Source organism: Streptomyces sp. NPDC056883, assembly GCF_042788835.1.
Lineage (GTDB): Bacteria > Actinomycetota > Actinomycetes > Streptomycetales > Streptomycetaceae > Streptomyces > Streptomyces stoeckheimensis.
This window is the reverse complement of sequence record NZ_JBHUBS010000005.1, coordinates 354641-377202: the sequence shown is the minus strand read 5'-3', so window position 1 is coordinate 377202 and position 22562 is coordinate 354641. Positions and strand designations below refer to the sequence as shown.

Genomic DNA, 22562 nt, shown 5'->3' with positions numbered 1-22562 from the left:
CCCGCAAGGCCGATGGGCCTTGCGGGGGCGGTCTGTGAGGCCCGGCGCTGCCGGGCCGAGCGGGGGCCTCAGTGCTGGCGGGCCGAGCGGCGGCGCAGCAGGAGGAAGCCGCCGGCGCCGAGGACCGCGGAGCCCGCGCCGGCCGCGATCCACGCGGACGTGCTGTTGGTGGAGTCGGCCACCTCCGCGCCGGCCGCCACGCCGCCCTTGGGGACCACGACGGTCTGCGAGCCGCCGTGGGCGGAGACCGCGGGCTTCGGGGTCGCGGAGGGCTTGGCCGCCGGGGTGGAGGGCTTGACGCCGCAGTCCTTGAGGGGCGCGGGGAAGCTGACGCCCAGCCACGGGATCACGCCGTCGGCGACGTGCACCTGGAGCTGGCGCGACTGCGGCTCCCAGGCCTCCTTGATGCGGACGCCACCGGCGAGGCCGACCGGGTTGGCCGGCGTGAGCGTGGCGAGCGTCCGGGAGCTCTTCGCGTCGATGAGCTTCGCGACCGGGCCCGCGGGGCCGTTGGAGAGCCGCAGGCTGACGCCGTCGAGGGGGGTGGCCATGTGCCGCGTCACCGTGCAGCCCTCGCGCGTCTCGCTGCCGCCCTGCGCGAAGCCCCGGGACGCCGGGTTCTTCCACGACTGGACCTGGCCCTTGTTGTTCAGGGTGACCCACATGCCGGCGATCTGCTCGCCGTCCTCCGCGTGCTCACCGGGACCGCCGACGGTGAGGTAGCCGAGCTGGCTGCTGCCCTCGTTGTAGACGTCCAGCCAGTAGGAGGCCTTGCCCTTCTTCCACAGGTCCGCCTTGGTGCCGTTGGCCAGCACGAGGTGCTTGACGAGCTCCCCGCCCAGGCCCTGGACCGACGCGTCGGCCTTCGGGGCACCGGCCTTGGGGGCGTCGGCCGCGAAGGCGGTGCCCGGAGCCAGGAGGGCTCCCGCGAGGGCGGCGGTGGCGACGGCGGAGCGGAGGAGGGTCTGACGGCGGGAGCGGGTGCGGATCGACATGGGGAACTCCGTGGCAGGTGCTGGAAGGAGGAGGGTTTGCATGGCACCTCCTCTGCCTGACGGACTGTCGCCTGTCGGGGCTTGGTGGGCTGCAGGAAGAAAATTACGGAGGGTGTGTAGGCGAAGTGTCTGTTCCATGTCACCGGACTGTCACGGCGGTTGGAACCGCCCGAACCGGCGGCCGAACTGCATGAATGCCCCCGGCCGGGCCGCCTCGATGCCGCCGTGCCAGACTCCCCCCTCGATCACGGGGGCCGAGCGGCCCCCGACTTTGGGGGCACGGTGAACAGGACGAAGAGGGCGGCCACGGCGGCCACGGCGGTGGCGGCCATCGCGCTCGGAGCCGCGGGCTGCGGCACGACCGACGGCGTTGCCGGGGGCGCGGGGACCGCGACCGCGACCACGACCGCATCCGCATCCGCATCTGCGTCCGTCGCGGCGTCGCCCCGCCCGGAGGGCACCGGCCCGTTGCCGCGGGGGGTCGTGCGTACGGACCTCGACACGTCGTCGGCGGCCGCGGGAGCGCCGGCGAACGACCCGGACTGGCTCAGGATGAACGAGAACGCCCCGGCCGACTCGGTGACCTCGTGCGCCGTCTCCCACAAGGGGTTCGGGACCGGTTCCCAGCCGGTCAGCCCGGCCCGGTTCGAGGCGACGCTGCGCGAGTTGGGCAAGCGCGGCTGGAAGCAGCGCGGCGAACCGGAGCAGCACAAGGACAAGAGCGGCGTGGTGATCGTCTCCAAGGTGCGCCTGGAGCAGCGCGGCTGGGGGCTCGTCGCCGAGTTCATGGGTCTCCCGGACGGCGGCACCATCGGGCTGACGGCCTTCGACGACGCCTGCATGAAGGCACACGGCAAGGACGCGGGCCCGGTGGGCTGACCGGCCGCCCCGGCGGAAGGCCGGCCCCGGTTCACTCCTTGGCCGACGCCCCGCCGCCCGGCCACCGCAGCCTCACCGGTACGCCCGCGGCGAGCAGCCCCACGTACGTCACGAGCAGCCCGGCCCCGAACAGGGCCTCGCTGACGTCGCTCCCGGTGTCGTCGTGCTCGTCCAGTGAGTACAGCTCCCCCTTGCGGTCGCCCTCGGCGAGCACCCAGCCGGAGTCCCAGCCGAAGCCGGTCTCCGGGTCGTAGGCCGGGGCTTTGAGGACGGCGTCCCGGTCCGGGTCGCACTGGTAGACGCCCGCACGGTCCCGCGGGGCGTACGGGTCGCGCCAGCGCACCTCGCAGCGGCCGTCCGACGCCTCGTTGAGGACGGTCAGGTCGATCTGGCGAAGCTCGGGGAACGGCGCCGGCTCGTACAGGCCCGCCGAGAGCACGATCAAGGCGATCCCCGCCACCAGCACCCACCACCGGGACCACCACCGGGACCGCTGTGCTCGGGCCATCCCCGCCTCCTCGGCCGTGTGGGGAACAGGATGGGCCGGAAAGGTCCGCACGGCCAGAGCCGAGCAGAGGAGGAAGGCCGCATTCCGCGGTGTGGAATGTCAAGCGGAATCCCGAATCGATCATGACTACGTCGAAAGGGTCCAATCCCTACTTGACCGGTCGCACCCGCCCTACACTTCGAGCCGTCAACGCCAAAAAGAGCCAGGGGGGCGCAATATGGCGGATAGCAAAACGACGGTCCAAGTCCGTGTGGAAGAGGGGGTGCTGTGGGTCGACGGTGAGGCCTATCCGTTGCACAACATCTCCCACGTGGGGCAGCGCGTATTGGAGGTGGACAAGGGAGCGGCATGGCGGAAGTTCATCCGCCGGGCATTGCTGTGCTTCGTCCTCGGCATCATCGCCGTCGCCATCTTCGGGGACGTGGCCGGAATCATCGCGCTCGCCGTCTTCGGACTGCTGATCTGGCAGCTCGTGAAGGTACTCGGGACGCCTCCGGCGTACGGGCTCGTCCTCAACACCTCGGGCATCCAGCGCAACGCGGTGTGGTCCCTGGAGCGGGCCGAGATCGAAAGCCTCGTCTACGCGATCACCTCGGCCATCGGCAAACCCAACGCCCCGACGATCAACCAGACCATCCACAACCCGGTGTACGGGAACCAGTTCAACGTGTACGGAAAGGGTGCCATCGGGCAGGCCGTGCACTCGGGTCCGGGAGACATCAGGGGAGGCGGCAACTGATGCAGGGCGATCGGTACGACGTGAGCGGTCCCGGGGCCATCGGGCAGGCCAAACACTCGGGCCGCGGAGACATCGTGGCCGGAGGCAAATACGTCGGCGGAACTCCGCCGGAGGCCTCCGCGCTCGAAAAGCTCATCGAAGAAGTCCAGGCGATGAGGCAGCACCTGGACGAGAGCGACCGAGCGGAAGTCGACGCGGCGCTGGAGGAGCTCGGGGAGAATCCCCCCGAGTCGAGATTCCGGAGAATCCTCGCGACCTTCTCCGGAATTGCGACGCTGATCGGAGAGGCCGGAGTTCCGGTGATCGCGGCGGTCCAGGCCCTCTGGGCCGAGGGGTAAACGGAAGGCGGGGGGCCACGGATGGTGGCCCCCTTGTCCTACGCTGTTCTCCCAGCAACTTCTCGATCAGGGCCAGTGACTCGTGTGGCGTGAGCCGAGGGTGCAGGGCGGGCAGGGGAAGACGGTGTGGGCGTGCCTGTGAGTGTGGGGCGGGGTTGTGGCCGAGGCCGCGCACCGTCGGGCTGGTCTCCGCCCCCGGCGGGCGACCACTATTGCTCCCCGGCCAGCCGGTGCCAATAGGTGAGAGCGGTCCGGATGGCGAGGGTGTCGGGGTGTTCCGCTCCCATCACGCGCCGGTGGTCCACCAGGAGTGCGGCCGTCGCTTTCGCCGCCCAGCCGTGATCTCCCGTCACCCCCCGCCAAGCGGCGATACCGAACCGGGTGGCGAGGGTGTGGGGGTGGTCGGGTCCCAGGACCCGCCGGTGTTCCTCCAGTAGCAGGGTGAGGCCCTCGATGGCACCCGCCGGATCCCCTGCTTCGCCGCGGAGGTGAGCAAGGTCGCTCCGAGTGGCGAGGGTGTCGGGGTGGTCCGCACCCAGCACGCGCAGGCGGTCCTCCAGAAGCGCGGCGGTTGCGTGTGCGGCTCCTGCCGGATCCCCTGCCTTGCCCTGGAGGTGGGCGATGCTGTGCCGGGTGGCGAGGGTGTGGGGGTGGTCCGGACCCAGTATCCGCAAGCGGTCCTCCATCAGGGTGATGAATGCGGCAGCTGCCCCGGCCAGATCACCCGCGTCCCCGCGGGAGCCCGCCAGATTGTGCCGCGTGGTGAGGGTGTGGGGGTGGTCCGGGCCGAATAGCCGCAGGTGGTCCTCCAGGAGGGTGGCGAACGCGGCAGCTGCCCCGGCCGCATCCCCGGCCTGTCCGAGCCAGAGGGCCAGGTTGTTCCGGGTGGTGAGGGTGGCGCCGTGGTCCGGGCCCATGACCCGCAACTGGTCCTCCAACAGGGCGCCGAATGCGGCAGCGGCCCCGGGAACATCCCCCGCCCTCCCCTGCAAGCTGGCGAGGTTGGCGCGGATCATGAGGGTGTTGGGGTGGTCGTGGCCCAGAAGCCTCAGTTGGTCCTCCAGGAGGAGGGCGGCTGCCTCCGCGGCCCCGTGAATATCCCCCGCCTGCCCACGCCAGATGGTGAGGTCGGACCGGCTGGCGAGAGTGCTGGGGTGGTCGGGGCCCAGCAGGCGGGCCGTGTTGTCCGCGACGCGCTGGAAGTGAGCTACTGCAGCCGTCAGTTGCCCCGAATCCCCGAGGCTTTCACCAAGGAGCTGCAACACGGTGTGGGCGGCATGGTGGTACAGGGCGCCCTCGGCACACGCGATCAGGGCGGTGGTGTTGGCGCGCAGGCTGCTGGCCAGGCCTGCGTCGCGGTCGACGTCCGGCCAGGCGTCGGTCAGGGCATCGGCCGCACGGCGCGCGAGTGCGTCCCGATGGTAGGGGTCAAGGGGGTCGCGGACGGTCCGCTGGACGATCTGGTGGACGCGTACGACCTGATGGGCTTCGGCGGGGGAGTGGTCGATCAGGCTCAGCCGGTGCAGGGCCCGCAGGGCAGCGGTCGCCTCCTCCTCGGTGACCGAGGAGGGTTGCGGGGTGGGGCCATGGCGGTGCTCGAAGGATCGTTCGGCTGTCAGGTAGTCGAGGGCGGACTCGCCGGTCAGGACCTGCTCCGGGATCCCGTTCGGGTCGAGCATCGCGGCGAGCTCCAGCATGGGCCGGGCCAGACCCGCCGGGCGGAGCTCGTTCGCGCGCTCCACGGACAGGGACCAGGCGGCGGCCGCCGGGGTCGACTGGTCGTCGGGGAGGGAGCCGGCCTCCGGGAGCAGGTCGGCCAATTGCCGGGCGCGATCCGCGAGGCGGGTGCGGTAGGCGGCTGCGGACAGCTCCGTGTCGACCAGGTAGGCCGCGGCCTGGGACAGGGCCAGCGGCAGGTGCCCGAGGTCCTCGGCCAGGGCCCCGAGGTCAGACTCGGGCTCGCTGCGCCCCTGCGCGGCCAAGGCGTGCCGGAGGTGGGCCGTGGCCTCGGCCGGGGTGAACAGGCCCACCGGGACCAGGCGGCCATGGCTGGAGAGGGCGGCGTCGCGGCGGCGGGTGGTGACCAGGGTCCGGCCGCCGGGATGGGCCGGCGGCCACAGGTCGCGCAGGTCGCCCGGGTCGGCGACGTCGTCCAGGACGATCAGCCAGCGGGGGCGGCCCGGCGCAGGTTCGAGCCAGGCCAGGAACGCCTGCGCGGCCCGCTCCGGGTCGGCGGGATCCGTGTGCAGGATGTCGGCGGCGGCCCGGGCGTAGGCGTCGATGACCGCCTGGCGGGTGGCGGCGGTGACCCAGACCAGTAGGTCGAGCTCCCCGTTGCCCCAGGCTTGGCGGGCGTGGTCGGCCGCGAGCTGGGTCTTGCCCACCCCGCCCATCCCGGCCAGGACCTGGCACACGACCGCCGTACCGCCGCCCTCCACGGCGGAGCGCAGCCGGTGCACCTCGGCCCGGTCCTGGAACGAACCGGCCCGGCGGGGGATCACCCCGACCTGATGTGGCCAGGAGACGGTGTGCCGGGGAGCGGCCTGGTAGGTGACCTGGCCGATGTGGTTCGCCGCCACGCTGCCCTGCGCGGCGTGCACGAGTACGCCGCCGGCCGGCGGCGCGGTGACGGGGAGGCTTGGGGGGAGTGCCGGTCCGGTCAGCCCTGGGACGGATCCGGCGCCGGAGGGGGGCCGATGTGCGCGCCCCGTGCAGGACGGCCGCCGCGATCGATCCGCCCTCGGCCTTCACGGTGACGTCCCGCCCCGCGGCCACGCCGCCGGTTCCGGCGGAGACTCCGCGGGCTGCCGCGGTGTCGTCCAGCAGGGCCCGTAGCCCGGCGGCCGCGTCGTCCCGCTCGGTCTCGTCGAGGCCCTCCAGCAGGTCCTCGAAACGGCTGCGCCAGACCTGTGTCTGGAGGGTCTGCTCCTGCTCCGTCCCACCGGCGGCCACGAGTTCTGCGGCGGTGCGGTCCAGTCGCTCCAACTGCACCCGCTCGCGCGCGCCGTCACCCCGCCCGAACCACCGCGCGACCCGGGCGCGGACTTCCGTCCACGCGTCCGTCGTCGCGGCCTGTACGACCGCGGCACCTCCGGCCGCGGCCAACGCTTCCAATGATTCGGCCAGCACCTGGCGCCCACCCCCGTGTTCCCGGATCCCTCGTACGCGGCCCTGCGCGAGCCACATCCGAACGTACTGCCGCGCATCAGCGTGCACGGCTCTTTCGGCCAAGAGAACGCCGGGCCGCGGCCGTTGGTTCCGGGCCGTCATGATGGAGCCCATGACGAACGACGGGGAAGCGAACGGCGGCGGTCCGGTGGTGGCGTGTCCGGGCTGCGGGACGGGGGACAACGTCCCGGTCGAGGACGTCCAGCGGGGCAAGGACCGGATACGGCTCGCCCCGGCGCCGAACAAGACCGGGGACGGCTGCACGAACTTCGTCGAGGGCGTCGTGATCGCCGGGCTGGTCGCGGCCGCGGGTGCGTACTACGCCGACGACCGGGACTGGCCGTGGCTCCTGCCGGTGGGGATCGTCGCCGCGCTGCTCGTCATGTGGGGGACGATCGCCCTGATCCGCAGCGAGGGCAAGGACAAGCGGCGGGTGGAGGCGGGCGCCGCCCGGGCGGCCGAGGCCGCCGCGGGGGCCCGGTTCTGCTCCGCGTGCGACGGGGTGTTCTTCCCGCCGGGCGGTCCGTGGCAGGGCGTGGCGACGGTGGAACGGTTCCGCCACCACGTCTGGACGGCCGGCGGGTACGGGGACCAGCTCGACGAGAAGGCCAAGGCGGCCGAGCCGGCCTGAGCCGACCGCCCGCCCGGCCCGCTACTTCAAGTTGTCGGTGATCAGCTTCTTGAACTCGTCCGGGGTGATCGAGTCGATGCCCTTGCCGGAGTTCACCGTGAGCTTCGTGCCGTTGATGGAGACGTCCGGCGTGCCCTGCATGTTCTGGTCGTAGAAGGCCTGGCCGACCTTCTCGACCCACGGCATGTAGGTGAGTTCCTTGACCGCCTGGTTGAAGGCGGGCGTGCGCAGCCCCGGGACCTGGTTCGCGAGGTCCAGCAGGGTGGCCGTGGAGCCGAACTTGTCGTCCGATTCCTGCTCCGGGTGGTTCTTGTAGAGCACCTGGAGGTACTCCATGAACTTCTCCGGGCTCTCGTTCACGGCCGCGCCCAGGGCGTTGACCGCGCGCTTGGATCCCTTGCCGCCGCCGAGTGCCTTGTCCAGGAACGTGGCGAAGTGGTACTCGACGCGGTACGTGCCCGCGTCCGCCTGCTCCTTGATGGTCTTCCCGAGGCCGATCTCGACGCCCGCGCAGTAGGGGCAGCGCGGGTCGAGCCAGACGGAGAGGACGTTCTTCGCGTCCGGCTTGCCGTACGGGATCACGATCCCGTCCTTGCCGGTGGTGTTGGCCGGCTGGACGAATGGCTTGCCCGCGGCCTCCTCGTCGGCGGAGGGCTTCGACACGTAGAGGCCGATGCCGACCGCGAGGGCCAGTACGGCGACCAGCGCGCCGCCGATCAGTACGCGCCCGCGCAGCTTCTCGCGCCGGGCCCGGGCCTCGCGTTCCTCGCGCATGCGCTCGCGGGCCTCGCGCCGCTGGTCCTTCTTGCTGGTTGCCATCCCCCAAGGATAAAGAGCGTAGAGCGGTCAAATGTGTGCCATTGGTTCGAATCGGGCGGGACTTAAGTCCCTGGCCCGCGCCCCGGCGGGGGGTTCGTGAAGATGAGACGAATGGTGGGGCACATCTCCGGGGGCGGCGGTGAGTCGCGGGCGAAGAACTGATAGACAGTTAACCTCCACGGCCCGTTTCACCGGCCGTCCGCGCGAAGAGGTCTGGGGCGCGCGGAGCGGAGCATGTGACTTTATGTGACTTTGTACGTTTTACGGGGGTCCGGACCGGCCTCCGCTCTGGGGGGATCGCCGCACTGTGAAGCCACTTCACCGTCACCTCGTCAACACCTCGCGCAAAGTCGTGTGCACGGCCGCCCTCGCGGCCAGCCTGACCACTGCCGCGGTCGTGACCAACACACCGATCGCGGGTGCCGGGGAAGCCGAGCCGACCCCCGACAGCCCCCAGGCCACCGAACGCGGTGACGCCCGGCTGGACCTTCCGGACCTGGTCGCCGACCCGCCGCCGGCGCCCCCCGGCGCCGCCGCCCCCGGCGGGGCCACCGCCGGCATACCCGCGACCGCCCTCGACGCCTACAAGCGTGCCGAGATCTCGGTGGCCGCCGCGCTCCCCGGCTGCCACCTGCCCTGGCAACTGCTCGCGGGCATAGGCCGGGTGGAGTCGGTCCACGCCTCCGGCTACGGGCTCAAGGCGGACGGGTACACCGAGAAGCCGATCCGCGGGCCGCGCCTGGACGGCAACGGCTTCGCCGAGATCAAGGACACCGACAAGGGCGAGTGGGACGCGGACCCGGAGTACGACCGCGCGGTCGGCCCGATGCAGTTCATCCCCTCCACCTGGTCCACCTGGGGCGCCGACGGCAACGCCGACGGCAAGCGCGACCCGAACAACATCTACGACGCCGCGCTGGGTGCCGGCCTCTACCTCTGCGCGGGGCAGCGCAACCTCACCGACGCGGGCGACATCGACAAGGCGATCCTCAGCTACAACAGGTCGCGCGAGTACGTGAACACGGTGCTCGGCTACATGCGCCAGTACCAGGCCGGCCAGGGAGCCACCCCGGTTCCCAACCCGCCCTCCGGCGACTACCCGACGCCGAACCCGCCGCAGCTGCCGACGCCTCCGACCCCCGCGCCGGTCCCGACGCCGACTCCGACGCCCACGCCGCCGACCCCCTCGCCGACCCCCACCCCGCCGCCGAAGCCGACGCCGACCCTGGACAAGCTGATCCGGGTCGGTACCGCCGAGCTCACGGCCGAGGCCGGGACCGAGTTCGCGCGCACCCCGCTCATCAAGGCGGTGCTGAGCGACGGCATGCCGGCCGTCGACCAGCCGATCGTGATCGCGGTCGACGACGACACCACCGGCCGCACCGTCTTCGCGGCCGACGGCAAGGACTTCGCGGTCGTGCGCACCAATGCCAACGGCCTGGTCAGGGTTCCGAAGCTGAAGGCGGGCGCCAAGGCGGGCACCTTCTCCCTGCGCGCCACGGGCTACGCGGTGTCGGTCGAGGTCTCCCTGCGGATCGGCGGCAAGGTCACCCCGGCCAAGCCGGTACCCGTTCCGGAGGCGGACCAGCTGGTCCGCAGCGACGCGAACGCCGGCAAGCCGCTCACGGCGGAGGCCGGAACCGGGATCAAGGGCGTGCAGTTCCTGGCGACGGCGAAGGGCAAGGCCGTCGCCGGAGCCAAGGCCACGGCCGGGCTCGGCACCAAGGACAAGGACGGGAAGTGGGTCCCCGCGGACCCGGCCACGGCGGGGAAGACCCCGTACTTCCTGGACAAGGACGGCAAGAAGCTGACGGAGCTGGAGCTCCCGGCGACCGCGGCGGACGGCAAGATCGCCCTGCCGGAACTGTCCACCACGGGCGTCGCCGCGGGCACGTACACGCTCCGCGTGCGGATCTCGGACCAGGCGGTCCTCTTCCTGGAGATCACCGTCACCGAGCCGCCGGTCACCGAGCCGCCCGCGACGGAGCCCCCGGCAACCGACCAGCCGGCCGCCCGCAAGGCCTAGTACGAGAACGCCTGCCTGAGCACCCCGCCGAACTCGGCGGGGTGTGTGCTCAGGCCGGTGTGCCCGCCGGGGAACTGCAACAGTTCCCTGCCGAACCGCTCGGCGAGGAACGCGGCCGGGCGGTGGGGCAGCTCGCCCACCGAGTCCCGGCCGCCGGCCAGCACGAGCCGGTCCGCGACCGCCTCCGCCTCCAGCCGCCGGAGGTCGGGGGAGTAGGCCATGAAGCTCGGCACGATGCGCCCGAGGAAGTAGGGCAGGTCGCCCATCGTCCGCTCGACCCGGGCGGCCGCGGCGGGCGGAAGCCCGGCAGGGGTCGGCGGCTCGGCGGCCCGGGCACCCCGGCCCTCGCCGCCCTCCCCCTTCAGCCCCCCTGCGAACACGCCCATCGCCGGCATGAGCCCCTCCGTGTCCAGGGTGTCCCGTACGCGTGCGAGGAACGCGCGGTGTACGGGGGCGTCCTGCAGCACCTCCACCACCGGGGGCTCGTGCGCCACGAGGCGTACGAGGCGTTCGGGTCGGGCGGTCAGCAGGTGCAGGGCCGCGATCGCGCCCGAGCTGGAGCCGAAGACCCGGGCGGGCTCGGCGGGTGACAGCAGGTCGAGCAGCCGCAGCGCGTCCTCGGCGTGCTCGGCCACGCTCTGTTCGGCCTCCGGGTCGTCCAACGGGCTGCGGGACAGGCCGCGCGGATCGTAGGACGCGACGGTGTACTCGGCCGCCAGGGCGTCGGCGACGCCGTCGAAGGCGGCCGCGCCGCCGGTCCCGCCGGGGATCAGCAGCAGGAGCGGGCCCCGGCCGCGTACTTCGTAGTGCAGGGTCGCGCCGGGCACGCGGAGGCTGCCGGTGGTCGGGGTACTCGGGGTGCTCACGCGAAGCCCCCGTCCCGGGGTGCGGGCCAGTGCCGGAGCAGGATGTGGAGGGCGTCGAGGGAGCGGATCCAGGAGGCCTGCGGGGTCCGCGCGTGGGCGAAACCGCCCGAGGCCTCCAGGGCCACGAACCCGTGGAACGTGCTGCGCAGCAGCCGGGCCGCGTCGGTCAGATCGGGCTCCGCCAGTCCGTAGCCGCGCAGCATGCCGTAGGTCAGCGCGACCGCGCGGCGCGGTCCGGCGGCCTTCGCGGCCAGCTCGGGGTCGATCCTTCCCGGGGCCTGCGTCGCCGCATAGCGTCCGGGGAACTTGTGGGCGTACTCCCGCCAGGCGTTGGCGAACGCGACGAGCGCGTCCTTTCCGGCGAGCCCCGCCGTCGCCTCCGCGATGAGCAGCGTCTTCTCGTCCGCCGCCAGCAGCGCGATCCGTCCGCGGAGATCCTCCAGGCTGCGGACGTGCGCGTAGAGGCTCGCGTCCTGCACCCCGAGCCGCCGCGCGACCTGCGCCATGGTGACCCGGTGCAGCCCCACGTCATCCGCCACCTCGGCCCCCACGACGGTCACCTTCTCCGCCGTCAACCCCATCCGCACCATGCGCCCCTCCCGTTTCCCTAGGGGCCCTAGGTTACTCCTAGATCAACTAGGCACAACCCTAGGAACCCTAGGAACCCTAGGAATCTGTGGCGCCGGGCGCCGGGCGCCGGGCGCCGGGCGCCGGGCGCCGGGGTGAGGGGCCGAAGGGGGCGAGGGCGCGTTTCGCCCCGGGAACGGCAAAGCGCCCCTGACCCGGTCCAACGACCCGGCCAGGGCAAAGGCAAAGGCAGGAGCCCCGTCGACTCTGCTCGCACAGAGAAGACAGGGCTCCTTGGGTACTGCATAATCCAACCGCGATTGGTTGGCCCAGGCGACTAGGCCGGGGTGACGTTCTCCGCCTGCGGGCCCTTCGGACCCTGGGTGACGTCGAAGTTCACCAGCTGGTTCTCCTCAAGGGAGCGGAAGCCGGCGGCGTTGATCGCGGAGTAGTGGACGAAGACATCCGGGCCGCCGCCGTCCTGGGCGATGAAGCCGAAGCCCTTTTCAGCGTTGAACCACTTGACGGTTCCGGTAGCCATGAGCCCTCCTATGGGCCAAAGGGTCGCCCTGCTCCAGAACCTGCTAAGAAGTCTGAAAACTACAAAAGCCTGCGGGTCACATTCTCCGCAGGCCTCGTACTGCAAGGGAAACCAAACTGCAACTTGCGTCGAGCCTAGCACGCACCTCCCGGCCGAGACCAGAGGGAAAGATCACGTCACTCGGACGTTTGAGACCCGCCAGACGGCTGACGGAGACACGGGGGCTAGTCTCGCGATGTGGACGCCTATCGCAGCCGGCCCCGTGTCGGCCACATTCAGTTCCTGAACTGCCTGCCCCTCTACTGGGGGCTGGCCAGAACCGGCACGCTGCTGGACCTGGAGCTGACCAAGGACACCCCGGAGAAGCTCAGCGCGAGCCTCGTCCAGGGCGGCCTGGACATCGGTCCCATCACCCTCGTGGAGTTCCTCCGCAACGCGGACGAGCTCGTCGCCTTCCCCGACCTGGCGGTCGGCTGCGACGGTCCCGTCATGTCCTGCGTGATCGTTTCGCAGGTCCCCCTGGACCAGCTGGACGGCGCCCGCGTCGCTCTGGGATCCACCTCGCGAACGTCCGTGCGCCTGGCCCAGCTGCTGCTCGCGGAGAAGTACGAGGTGCGGCCCGACTACTACACCTGCCCTCCCGACCTGGGGCTGATGATGCAGGAGGCGGACGCGGCGGTGCTGATCGGCGACGCCGCACTGCGGGCCTCGCTGCACGACGCGCCCCGGCTCGGACTCACCGTCCACGACCTGGGGGCGATGTGGAAGGAGTGGACGGGACTGCCGTTCGTCTTCGCCGTCTGGGCCGCCCGCAAGGAGTACCTGGAGCGTGAGCCGGAGGTCGTGCGGAAGGTCCACGAGGCCTTCCTCGCCTCCCGGGACGTGTCCCTGGAGGAGGTCGGCAAGGTCGCCGAGCAGGCGGCCCGCTGGGAGGCCTTCGACGCGGAACTCCTGGAGCGCTACTTCACGACGCTCGACTTCCGCTTCGGCCCCGACCAGCTGGCCGGCGTACGTGAATTCGCGCGCCGGACGGGACTCACGACGGGCTATGCGCCCGATGTGAACGTGGAGCTCCTGCCGGTGGGCGTACCGGGTCATTAGCGCGGCTTATGAGGGTATTCGCCTTTCCGTAGAGCGGAATGGGACGGAAAGGCGAATGCCCGCCGTTTACCGGGAATGCCGTCCCCTTTCATCCCCTGTCCTCATCCCCTGCCCTCATCCCCTGTCCTCACCCCCCTCGCCCCCCCGCGGGCGTGCGGCGGGGGCGGCCCGGGGACACGATGAGAGGAAGGGCGGACGGGGGGAAGCCCGGGGCGGTCGCGAGCGGGCTCACCCAGGGGGCCATCGGAGCTCCGCCATGACCACACGCTCACTCGGCCGGGACATCACGGTGCTCGGGGACGCGCTCGAAGCGCCCGGAGTCGGATTCATCCCGGTCAACGCCTTCGTCCTGCACGCCAGGGAGCCCGTGGTCGTCGACACCGGCCTCGGCCTGCCCGACCGGGACTTCCTGAGGACCCTCTCCGAGGCCATCGACCCCGCCGACGTGCGGTGGATCTGGCTCACCCACCCGGACCGGGACCACACCGGCGGGATCTTCGCCCTGCTGGAGGCCGCCCCCGAGGCCCGCGTGGTGACCACCTTCCTCGGCGCCGGCGAGATGACCACGGAGCGACCGCTGCCCATGGACCGGGTCTACTTCCTCAACCCCGGCCAGCGCCTCGACGTGGGCGACCGCTCCCTCACCGCCTTCCGGCCGCCCCTCTTCGACAACCCCGCGACCGTGGGCTTCTACGACGACCGGTCGCGGGCCTGCTTCAGCTCCGACTGCTTCGGCGCCCCCGTCCCGGACGGCGACCTCGCGGCCGGCGGCGACGCCGGGGCGGTCGGGCCCGAGGACCTGCGGGCCGCCCAGCTGTTCTGGGCTTCGCTGGACAGCCCCTGGGTGACCGTCGCCGACCGGGAGAAGTTCCTCGCCACCGTCCGGCCGGTCCGGGAGATGGACCCCGAGCTCGTGCTCTCCACCCACCTGCCGCCCGCCGCCGGGATCGGGCTCATCGCCCGGATGCTCGACACGGTGTCCCTCGCCCCGGGCCTCGAACCCTTCGTGGGCCCGGACCAGGAGGCCCTGGAACGGATGCTGGCCGGGTTCGAGCCGGCGGGCTCGGCGCGTGCGGCGGCCTGAGCCGTGGGGGCCCCGGGCCGGGTAGTGGGGGACGACCGCCCCTGCTAGCGTCCATCGCCGAGACATGCCGAGACATGCCGAGACACAGTGGGCCGGGGCGGGCAGGGCGGGGGCGAGAGCGGGCATGGGCATCGCGGGATTCGTGGCCGGGGTCACGCTCTGGGGCGTACTGGCGGGCCTGCTGCTGCCCCGGGCCGTCTACCGCCTCTCCGTCGAGTTGGGCATGCCCTGGCGGTCGGACTGCCCGGCCGGGCATCCGCTGACCGGCCCGGCCGGAGGCTGGCTGGGCTTCGCCGTCTGCCCCCGGTGCGCGCCCGGGGCCCGGTGGCACGGCGGCTACGCGCCCGTCGCGGGGGCCGTGCTCGCCACCACCCTGGTGTGCCTCACGCTGGGCGCCGGGGTCGGGGCGCGGCCCGAACTGGCGGCCTGGCTGCTGCTGGCGCCGTTCACCGTCCTGCTCTGCTTCGTCGACCAGGCCGTGCACCGGCTGCCCGACGTACTGACCCTCCCGCTGGCGGCCACCACCGCGGCCGCGCTCGGCGTGGCCGCCCTCTTCACGGGGACCGGCGGATCCTGGACGCGCGCGCTGCTCGGCGGGCTCACCCTCGGGGCCCTGTACCTCGTCTTCCACCTGATCTACCCGCCCGGCATGGGCTTCGGCGACGTCACCCTGGCCCTGACCGTGGGGCAGATCCTGGGCTGGTACGGGTGGTTCGTGCTGTTCGCGGGCAGCTTCGCCGGGTTCACCGCGGCCTCCGTGCACGGGTACGTCCGGGCCGCCCTGCGCCGGGTGGAGCCCGGGACCTCGCTCGCCTTCGGGCCGTTCATGGCCGGCGGCGCCCTCGCGGGCGTGATCTACGCGGGCCTGGGCCTGGGCATGGGGCTCGACCTGGCGTCGGACCCCGTCCTGGGAGCCGGACTGGTTCCGTGAGGCGACCCCGTGAGGCGACCCCGTGAGGTGACCCCCAACCCTTCGGGACGTCCCGAAGGGGGCCAGCCCGGGAGCCGGAGCGGCTGGCGTAGGCTGGATCGGTCCGGGAATCTCGACCGCAGCCGGGCGCCAGCCGAACGACACAGCCGAAAGGTGACGCACCGGTGACCGACCAGGCCGCTCTCCAGTCAGTCCTCGACCGAGCCGCCGCGGGGGGCCGGATCACCCGGGAAGAGGCGCTCGACCTCTACCGCCACGCGCCCCTGCACGCCCTGGGCCAGGCCGCCGACGCGGCCCGCCGGCTGCGCTACGCCGGTACCGAGCACATCGCGACGTACATCATCGAGCGCAACATCAACTACACCAACGTGTGTGTGACGGCGTGCAAGTTCTGCGCCTTCTACGCGGCCCCCAAGGACGCGAAGAAGGGCTGGTCCCGCGACCTCGAGGACATCCTGCGCCGCTGCGCGGAGACCGTCGAGCTGGGCGGCACGCAGATCATGTTCCAGGGCGGCCACCACCCGGACTACGGCGTCGAGTACTACGAGCACCACTTCTCCGCCATCAAGCAGGCCTTTCCGCAGCTGGTCATCCACTCCCTCGGCGCGTCCGAGGTCGAGCACATGGCCCGGATCTCCAAGGTGTCGGCGGAGGAGGCCATCCAGCGCATCCACGCCGCCGGTCTCGACTCCTTCGCGGGCGCCGGCGCCGAGCTGCTCCCGGAGCGGCCGCGCAAGGCGATCGCCCCGCTCAAGGAGTCCGGCGAGCGCTGGCTGGAGATCATGGAGATCGCCCACAAGCTGGGCGTGGAGTCCACCTCCACCATGCTGATGGGCACCGGCGAGACCAACGCCGAGCGCATCGAGCACATCGCGATGATCCGGGACACCCAGGACCGCACGGGCGGCTTCCGCGCCTTCATCCCGTACACCTACCAGCCCGAGAACAACCACCTCAAGGGCCGGACCCAGGCGACCGTCTTCGAGTACCTGCGCATGATCGCCATCGCGCGGCTCTTCCTCGACAACGTCGCCCACATCCAGGGCTCCTGGCTCACCGTCGGCAAGGAGGCGGGCCAGCTCTCCCTGCACTACGGCGCCGACGACCTCGGTTCGATCATGCTGGAGGAGAACGTGGTCTCCTCGGCCGGTGCCAAGCACCGCTCGAACCGCATGGAGATCATCGACCTGATCCGCAAGGCGGGCCGCACCCCGGCCCAGCGCGCGACGACGTACGAGCACCTCCTGGTGCACGACGACCCGGCGAACGACCCGGTCGACGACCGCGTGGTCTCGCACATCTCCTCGACCGCCATCGAGGGCGGCACGGCCCACCCCGAGCTGAAGCTCATCTCCACGAACTGACGCGCCCGTGCTGACGATCCACACCGCCGAACTCCTCGTCACCGGACCGACGGGTACCGGAGCCGCGCCGCTGCCCGGCGGCGCGGTCCTGGTCGAGGGGGACCGCATCGCCCGGGTGGGCCCCTACGAGGAGCTCGCCGCGGCCTACCCGCACGCGCGCGCCCGCACCTGGCCCGGGGTGCTGACCCCGGGGCTGCTGGTGCGCGGCGGTGACGAGCTGCTGGAGCGCACCTACTACCCGGACGACCCGTACGAGATCACCGAGCTCGGGGCCGAACCGATCAGCGGCGCGGAGGCGTTGGCGGACCTGAAGATGACCGAGCCGCGCTGGGGCAACAGCGCGCGGCGCGGCACGCAGAAGCTGCTCGCCCGCGGGGTGGTCGCGGTGGCCGGCCGCTTCACCAGCCCGGCCGTCCGGACGGCCGTGGTCCGCTCCGGCCTCACCGTCGTCCCGCCCGCCCCCTACGAGGGCCCGGCCTCCCTGGACCCGCTCGCCGGCCGGACCGCGGCCGAGGAGGCCTTCCACGGAGTCCTGGAGCCGGGCGCTCCGGCGCGGTTCGCGGTCTTCGCGGTCTCCGGCCCGGCAGAGCTGCTGGTGGAGGGTCCGACCACCTGCGTGGCCACGGTCATCGGCGGAAGGCTGCTCCACCGCCGTCGCTGAGTCCGCGGGAGTCGGTCCGCCCGCGGCGGTCTCCGCGGACCAGGAAGACGGCCGCCAACGCGAAGACGACCATGAGGATCGTGGCCGTCGAGGCGAGGGCGGACCAGCCGCCGGTGTGCTGCGTGACGGCTTCGTCGACGCCGCCGCTGGCGAAGATGGTCGTCGGGTCGGTGACGGCGTGCAGGGCGATCGCGGACCAGATGGTGCCGGTGAGACGCATGACGAGGTACATGCACACGCCGAAGCAGAAGGCGTAGACGACGGTGACGAGCACCGTGCTCACCTTCATCCCGGACAGCACGTTGGTCAGGTGCATGAGGGCGAACAGCAGCGACGAGACCACCATCACGAACCGCTCGGAATACCCGGCGTCGTGGAGCAGCCGGGCCGCGAGCCCGCGCGTCGCGAGCTCCTCGGCGAGTCCCACGCAGACCCCGAGCAGGGCGATGAGGAGGAGCTGCTCCGGCCGCCACCGGCTCCAGTCGGTGGCCGCGGCGTGGCTGACGACGGCGAGGAGCGCGAGCGCGGGGCCGATCCACATCCAGGGCCGGCCCACGGCCGTCCGCCTGCCGAAGACCGAGCGGAGCCGGCCGATGGCGGCGGTGAAGCCGAGGAGGGTCACGGCGCCGATCGCGACCGGCAGCACGAGGGCGAAGAAGATGCTCGCGCCCGTCGCCAGCAGGTCGTCCTCGTCCACCTCGTCGCCGAAGACGGCGCCGATGGCGCGCCCGACCAGCAGGTAGTACGCCAGGTACCCGACGATCACCAGGACGGTCTTCCCCAGGGTCGGCCGATCGAAGAAGCCCCTCCGGGACGGGACCGGACCGTCGTCCACCGGCTGCACCATGACGCATCCACCTATCTCGCTCTTATAGGGCTATCGAACAATAAGCCATTTGAGCTCCTCTAATGGGCCAATACGGGCGGCCGGGTGCGACGGGCGGGGGCCTGCGAGAATGGCGGAGCGGTCCGCAGGACCCTGCCGAACCGCTGCCGAACCGTTCGCCGAACCATTCGCACCGCACCTGAGGGGCCCACGCCAGTGACATCCGCTTCCCTGGACAAGCAGCCGCACGAAGTCGCCTCCATGTTCGACGGCGTGGCGGCGAACTACGACCTCACCAACGACGTGCTCTCCCTCGGGCAGGACCGCGTCTGGCGCAAGGAGGTCGCCAAGGCGGTCGGCGCGCGCCCCGGGCAGCTCGTCCTCGACCTGGCCGCCGGCACGGCCACGTCCTCGCTGCCCTTCGCCGCGGCCGGCGCGTACGTCGTGCCCTGCGACTTCTCCCTCGGCATGCTCCGCGAGGGCAAGAAGCGCAATCCCTGGCTCCCGCTGACGGCCGGCGACGCGACGAAGCTCCCCTTCAAGGACGACGCCTTCGACACCGTCACCATCTCCTTCGGCCTGCGCAACGTCCAGGACACCGACTCCGCGCTGCGCGAGCTGTACCGGGTCACGAAGCCCGGCGGCCGGATCGTGATCTGCGAGTTCTCGCAGCCCACCTGGGCCCCCTTCCGGACCGTGTACACCGAGTACCTGATGCGCGCGATGCCGCCGGTGGCCCGTGCGGTCTCCTCCAACCCCGACGCGTACGTCTACCTCGCCGACTCCATCCGCGCCTGGCCCGACCAGCCGGCGCTGGCCGCGCTGCTGCAGAAGGCCGGCTGGTCCAAGGTGGGCTGGCGCAACCTGAGCGGCGGCATCGTCGCCCTGCACCGCGGCACGAAGGGGTAGTTCCCCGTGGACTACCAGGCGCTGCTGGAACAGGTCGCGAAGGACATCGCCCCGCTGGTGGGCAGCGGGGCGCCCGCCGAGTACATCCCGGCGCTGGCGTCCGTGGACCCCCGGCAGTTCGGGATGGCCATCGCCGACCTCGACGGCAACGTGTTCGGGGTGGGGGACTGGCGGACGCCGTTCTCCGCGCAGTCCATCACCAAGGTCTTCGCGCTGGCCCTCGCGCTCGCCGAGGGCGGCGACAGCCTGTGGGAGCGGGTCGGCCGGGAACCCTCCGGCAACCCGTTCAACTCCCTCGTGCAGCTGGAGTACGAGAACGGCATCCCGCGCAACCCCTTCATCAACGCGGGCGCGCTCGTCGTCACCGACCGGCTCCAGACGCTGACGGGCGACGCGAGCAGCGAACTGCTGCGGTTCCTCCGGGAGGAGAGCCAGAACCCGGAACTCGCCTTCGACGCCGAGGTCGCCGCCTCCGAACAGGAACACGGCGACCGCAACGCGGCCCTGGCCCACTTCATGGCCGCCTACGGGAACATCGACAACCCGGTGCCGACGCTGCTGGAGCACTACTTCTGGCAGTGCTCCATCGAGATGAGCTGCGCCGACCTGGCCCGGGCGGGCCGCTTCCTGGCCCGGCACGGCCTGCGCGCGGACGGCTCGCGGCTTCTCACGCGCAGCGAGGCGAAGCAGGTCAACGCGGTGATGCTGACCTGTGGGACGTACGACGCGGCGGGGGAGTTCGCCTACCGCGTCGGCCTCCCGGGCAAGAGCGGGGTGGGCGGCGGCATCGTCGCGGTGGTGCCCGGCGCGTGCACGCTGGCCGCGTGGAGCCCCGGCCTGGACCCCCAGGGCAACTCCGTAGCCGCAGTAGCCGCCCTGGACCGCTTCACGACCCTGACGGGCCTCAGCGTTTTCTAGCCCCCTCTTGACGCGCTCCTCGCACCGCTGCGCGGGCTTCGTCGCGCTGCGCCGGACTCCGTCCGGCGGTGGCGGGTCGGGGCTGGCGCTCCTGCCGTCTCGGCTTGGGGTCCGGTGGGCGGGTGCGGCCGGGTTGGCCCTGCGGGGCGGTGTCCCCTACCCGCCCTTCGCCCGTTCCCCGGGGCTCCGCCCCGGACCCCGCTCCTCAAACGCCGGAGGGGCTGGATTCTCGCCGGCGTCAGCCAAATTCAGCCTCGCCAACGTTTGAGGCGCGGGGTCTGGGGCGGAGCCCCAGGGTCTTTCCGGGGTCCGGGCAGCGCCCGGGGAACGGTGGAAGGGCGGGTCGGGGACTTCGCCCCGCGCAGCGGGACGGGCGCAGCCGGGGTGGGGGCTCCGCGCAGCGGGGGTTACGTGAGGGACAGGGCGTAGCGGCGGGCCATGCGGGGGCCGCCGGGGATCGGGGAGCGGTCCGCCAGGGTCATGCCCAGCCGCTCCGCCACCGCGATCGAGCGAACATTCGCATCGTCGATCATCGCCACCACATCAGGAACCCCAGCCCCCCGCACCCGCTCCAGCGTCGCCAGCGCAGCCGCATACGCGTACCCCCGCCCCCACGCGGAGCGCCCGAGCCGCCAGCCGATCTCGATCTCCCCGACCGGCCCCCACCCCTTCGACTCCGGCCACGGCTGGGCCCCGGTGAAGCCGAGGACCTCACCGTCCCCGTCGAGCAGCGTCCACAGGCAGAAGCCGAGCCGGGCGTCGTGCATCCGCTGCCGGGCGGTGATTTCCTCGTAGAAGGAGAGCTCGGCGGGCCCCCCGAGGAACTCCATGACATCGGGGTCGCGGAAGACCCGGTGCCAGGCGTGCGCGTCCTCGTCCGTGGGCACACGGAGCTGGACGACGGGGAGCGGCCGGGTCGGCGAGGTGGTCACAGGGCAGCCCTTCGGATCGCGATCTCTCTCGCTGCATAGACTGCACATGTCTTGTGCCGTTGGGCACCCTTTATCGAGCCTTCGGGAGACCCGCCGTGACCGAGCCCCTCTCCGAGCACTCCGCTGACGTGATCGTCGTCGGGGCCGGGCCCGCCGGATCGACCACTGCGTATTACCTGGCCAAGGCCGGACTTGACGTGCTGCTCCTGGAGAAGACCGCGTTCCCGCGCGAGAAGGTCTGCGGCGACGGCCTGACCCCGCGCGCCACCAAGCAGCTCGTGTCGATGGGCATCGACATCTCCGAAGAGGCCGGCTGGCTGCGCAACAAGGGCCTGCGGATCATCGGCGGCGGCCAGCGGCTCCAGCTGGACTGGCCCGAGCTGGCCTCCTTCCCCGACTACGGACTCGTCCGCAAGCGCGACGACTTCGACGAGACCCTGGCCCGCCAGGCGCAGAAGGCCGGCGCCCGGCTGTACGAGCGCTGCAACGTGGGCGAGCCCGTACGCGATCCCCGTACCGGCCACATCACCGGAGTGACGGCGAAGCTCGGCGAGGAGAAGACCCAGGTCACCTTCCACGCCCCCCTCGTCGTCGCCGCCGACGGCAACTCCTCGCGGCTCTCCCTGGCGATGGGCCTGCACCGCCGCGAGGACCGCCCGATGGGCGTGGCCGTACGCACGTACTTCACCTCTCCCCGCCACGACGACGACTACCTGGAGTCCTGGCTGGAGCTCTGGGACCGGCGCGGTGCCGAGGACCGGCTGCTGCCCGGCTACGGCTGGATCTTCGGCATGGGCGACGGCACCTCCAACGTCGGCCTCGGCATCCTCAACTCCTCCTCCGCCTTCAAGGAGCTGGACTGGCGCGAGGTCCTCAAGGCCTGGTGCGCCTCGATGCCGGAGGACTGGGGCTACACCCCCGAGAACATGACGCAGCCCATCCGCGGCGCGGCCCTGCCGATGGCCTTCAACCGCCAGCCCCACTACACCAAGGGCCTGCTGCTGGTCGGCGACGCGGGCGGCCTGGTCAACCCCTTCAACGGCGAGGGCATCGCCTACGCGATGGAGTCGGGCCAGATCGCCGCCGACGTCATCGTCCAGGCCCACTCCCGCGCCACTCCGGCCCTGCGCGAACTGACCCTGCACAGCTACCCGAAGGTCCTCAAGGAGACCTACGGCGGCTACTACACCCTGGGCCGCGCCTTCGTGAAGCTCATCGGCAACCCGAAGATCATGAAGGTCGCCGCCCAGCGCGGGCTGAGCCACCCGGTGCTGATGAAGTTCACCCTGAAGATGCTGGCCAACCTGACCGACCCGACGGGCGGCGACGCGATGGACCGCGTCATCAACGGCCTTTCGAAGGTCGCCCCCAAGGCCTGAGCTTGAGCCTGACCTTGCCCGGTCCCGGTCCCGGGACCGGGTGGGCTTCGCGCGGGATCTCGTACGGGATCTCGTGCGGGGCCCCCTGCGCGGGCTCGGGCGTGCCGTGGACCAGGCGGATGCAGCGGGTCAGCAGGACCAGGCCGCAGACCATCAGGGTTCCCGAGGCCGTCCAGTCCAGGGTGAGCGTGAGCGGGGATCCGGGCTTCTGCCAGGGGCGGGTGGTGGTCAGCAGCCAGCCGCCGAGGGACAGGAGGCCGAGCCCGGCGGCGGCCGGGACGGCACCGGCACCCGCACCCGGGGCTTCGTCGGACGGGCTGGTCGTCACGGATCACCACTTCCTGGGGCGACTCGGGCGCGCTCGCCCTGGACCATCTTCG

At 71.9% G+C, this 22562-nt stretch carries 23 protein-coding genes; 13 read left to right on the top strand and 10 right to left on the bottom strand.

The annotated features are described in order from the left end of the window. Positions 1 to 68: 68 nt before the first annotated feature. Entirely contained in the window at positions 69 to 995 is a 927-nt protein-coding gene (locus tag ACFRU2_RS16420) for a hypothetical protein (protein ID WP_382972401.1), read from the bottom strand. A 282-nt stretch (positions 996 to 1277) separates the two neighbouring features. Here ACFRU2_RS16420 and ACFRU2_RS16415 point away from each other — a divergent pair, with 282 nt between their 5' ends. After that, positions 1278 to 1874, top strand: coding sequence for a hypothetical protein (locus ACFRU2_RS16415; protein WP_382972399.1), 597 nt, complete (start codon positions 1278 to 1280; stop codon positions 1872 to 1874). Positions 1875 to 1905: 31 nt separating this feature from the next. On the opposite strand, the gene ACFRU2_RS16410 is transcribed toward ACFRU2_RS16415, so the two are convergent. Beyond that, positions 1906 to 2382, bottom strand: a complete 477-nt coding sequence (locus ACFRU2_RS16410) for a hypothetical protein (protein WP_382972397.1) — start codon at positions 2380 to 2382, stop codon at positions 1906 to 1908. 217 nt (positions 2383 to 2599) lie between these two features. Here ACFRU2_RS16410 and ACFRU2_RS16405 point away from each other — a divergent pair, with 217 nt between their 5' ends. Together ACFRU2_RS16405 and ACFRU2_RS16400 are read left to right on the top strand one after the other, a co-directional pair. Beyond that, complete coding sequence (locus ACFRU2_RS16405) at positions 2600 to 3121, top strand: DUF6232 family protein (RefSeq protein WP_382972396.1); 522 nt, start codon at positions 2600 to 2602, stop codon at positions 3119 to 3121. Further along, on the top strand, positions 3121 to 3459 hold the full coding sequence (locus ACFRU2_RS16400; RefSeq protein WP_382972394.1) for a hypothetical protein: 339 nt from the start codon (positions 3121 to 3123) through the stop codon (positions 3457 to 3459). Before ACFRU2_RS16405 ends, ACFRU2_RS16400 begins: the two co-directional genes overlap by 1 nt. A gap of 209 nt (positions 3460 to 3668) precedes the next feature. Here the strand turns inward: ACFRU2_RS16400 and ACFRU2_RS16395 are convergent, their stop codons facing one another. Further along, entirely contained in the window at positions 3669 to 6059 is a 2391-nt protein-coding gene (locus ACFRU2_RS16395) for a tetratricopeptide repeat protein (protein WP_382972392.1), read from the bottom strand. A gap of 680 nt (positions 6060 to 6739) precedes the next feature. On the opposite strand from ACFRU2_RS16395, the gene ACFRU2_RS16390 reads away from it, so the two are divergent. After that, positions 6740 to 7258, top strand: coding sequence for a hypothetical protein (locus ACFRU2_RS16390; RefSeq protein WP_382972390.1), 519 nt, complete (start codon positions 6740 to 6742; stop codon positions 7256 to 7258). Positions 7259 to 7279: 21 nt separating this feature from the next. Here the strand turns inward: ACFRU2_RS16390 and ACFRU2_RS16385 are convergent, their stop codons facing one another. Continuing rightward, positions 7280 to 8077, bottom strand: a complete 798-nt coding sequence (locus tag ACFRU2_RS16385; protein ID WP_382972388.1) for a thioredoxin domain-containing protein — start codon at positions 8075 to 8077, stop codon at positions 7280 to 7282. A 307-nt stretch (positions 8078 to 8384) separates the two neighbouring features. On the opposite strand from ACFRU2_RS16385, the gene ACFRU2_RS16380 reads away from it, so the two are divergent. Further along, entirely contained in the window at positions 8385 to 10103 is a 1719-nt protein-coding gene (locus ACFRU2_RS16380) for a lytic transglycosylase domain-containing protein (protein ID WP_382972386.1), read from the top strand. Here the strand turns inward: ACFRU2_RS16380 and ACFRU2_RS16375 are convergent. The 3 genes from ACFRU2_RS16375 to ACFRU2_RS16365 all read right to left on the bottom strand — a co-directional run bounded on the left by ACFRU2_RS16375 (position 10100) and on the right by ACFRU2_RS16365 (position 12077). Next, positions 10100 to 10969 carry an alpha/beta fold hydrolase gene (locus tag ACFRU2_RS16375; protein ID WP_382972384.1) on the bottom strand — a complete coding sequence of 290 codons (870 nt, stop codon included), beginning with the start codon at positions 10967 to 10969 and terminating at the stop codon, positions 10100 to 10102. The two genes, ACFRU2_RS16380 and ACFRU2_RS16375, sit on opposite strands and share 4 nt — an antisense overlap. After that, on the bottom strand, positions 10966 to 11559 hold the full coding sequence (locus ACFRU2_RS16370) for a TetR/AcrR family transcriptional regulator (RefSeq protein WP_382972382.1): 594 nt from the start codon (positions 11557 to 11559) through the stop codon (positions 10966 to 10968). The genes ACFRU2_RS16375 and ACFRU2_RS16370 overlap by 4 nt, the downstream gene beginning before the upstream one ends. Positions 11560 to 11873: 314 nt before the next feature. Next, a complete protein-coding gene (locus tag ACFRU2_RS16365) occupies positions 11874 to 12077 on the bottom strand; it encodes a cold-shock protein (RefSeq protein ID WP_112451444.1) in 204 nt (67 codons plus the stop codon). 237 nt (positions 12078 to 12314) lie between these two features. On the opposite strand from ACFRU2_RS16365, the gene ACFRU2_RS16360 reads away from it, so the two are divergent. The 5 genes from ACFRU2_RS16360 (at position 12315) to ACFRU2_RS16340 (ending at position 17218) form a co-directional block, all read left to right on the top strand. Continuing rightward, positions 12315 to 13178: a menaquinone biosynthetic enzyme MqnA/MqnD family protein gene (locus tag ACFRU2_RS16360; protein ID WP_250740960.1), complete on the top strand. Its 864-nt coding sequence runs from the start codon at positions 12315 to 12317 to the stop codon at positions 13176 to 13178. 256 nt (positions 13179 to 13434) lie between these two features. Next, entirely contained in the window at positions 13435 to 14262 is an 828-nt protein-coding gene (locus ACFRU2_RS16355; protein WP_382972379.1) for an MBL fold metallo-hydrolase, read from the top strand. A gap of 124 nt (positions 14263 to 14386) precedes the next feature. Continuing rightward, positions 14387 to 15193, top strand: a complete 807-nt coding sequence (locus ACFRU2_RS16350; protein WP_382972377.1) for a prepilin peptidase — start codon at positions 14387 to 14389, stop codon at positions 15191 to 15193. A gap of 164 nt (positions 15194 to 15357) precedes the next feature. Then, positions 15358 to 16557 (top strand): cyclic dehypoxanthinyl futalosine synthase, encoded by a 1200-nt coding sequence (gene mqnC, locus ACFRU2_RS16345; protein WP_382972375.1) that lies wholly within the window; start codon positions 15358 to 15360, stop codon positions 16555 to 16557. Between the two features lie 7 nt (positions 16558 to 16564). Then, positions 16565 to 17218 carry a hypothetical protein gene (locus ACFRU2_RS16340; RefSeq protein ID WP_382972373.1) on the top strand — a complete coding sequence of 218 codons (654 nt, stop codon included), beginning with the start codon at positions 16565 to 16567 and terminating at the stop codon, positions 17216 to 17218. Here ACFRU2_RS16340 and ACFRU2_RS16335 read toward each other — a convergent pair. After that, entirely contained in the window at positions 17184 to 18065 is an 882-nt protein-coding gene (locus ACFRU2_RS16335) for a CPBP family intramembrane glutamic endopeptidase (RefSeq protein WP_382972371.1), read from the bottom strand. The genes ACFRU2_RS16340 and ACFRU2_RS16335 overlap by 35 nt on opposite strands. A gap of 195 nt (positions 18066 to 18260) precedes the next feature. Here ACFRU2_RS16335 and ACFRU2_RS16330 point away from each other — a divergent pair, with 195 nt between their 5' ends. Further along, complete coding sequence (locus ACFRU2_RS16330) at positions 18261 to 18953, top strand: demethylmenaquinone methyltransferase (RefSeq protein WP_351377311.1); 693 nt, start codon at positions 18261 to 18263, stop codon at positions 18951 to 18953. 6 nt (positions 18954 to 18959) lie between these two features. Next, complete coding sequence (locus ACFRU2_RS16325) at positions 18960 to 19871, top strand: glutaminase (RefSeq protein ID WP_382972370.1); 912 nt, start codon at positions 18960 to 18962, stop codon at positions 19869 to 19871. 407 nt (positions 19872 to 20278) lie between these two features. Here the strand turns inward: ACFRU2_RS16325 and ACFRU2_RS16320 are convergent, their stop codons facing one another. Beyond that, positions 20279 to 20803 carry a GNAT family N-acetyltransferase gene (locus ACFRU2_RS16320; protein WP_382972368.1) on the bottom strand — a complete coding sequence of 175 codons (525 nt, stop codon included), beginning with the start codon at positions 20801 to 20803 and terminating at the stop codon, positions 20279 to 20281. A 95-nt stretch (positions 20804 to 20898) separates the two neighbouring features. Here ACFRU2_RS16320 and ACFRU2_RS16315 point away from each other — a divergent pair, with 95 nt between their 5' ends. Further along, positions 20899 to 22182: a geranylgeranyl reductase family protein gene (locus ACFRU2_RS16315; RefSeq protein WP_250740951.1), complete on the top strand. Its 1284-nt coding sequence runs from the start codon at positions 20899 to 20901 to the stop codon at positions 22180 to 22182. Here ACFRU2_RS16315 and ACFRU2_RS16310 read toward each other — a convergent pair. After that, a complete protein-coding gene (locus ACFRU2_RS16310; RefSeq protein ID WP_382972367.1) occupies positions 22148 to 22510 on the bottom strand; it encodes a hypothetical protein in 363 nt (120 codons plus the stop codon). The two genes, ACFRU2_RS16315 and ACFRU2_RS16310, sit on opposite strands and share 35 nt — an antisense overlap. Positions 22511 to 22562: the final 52 nt, after the last annotated feature.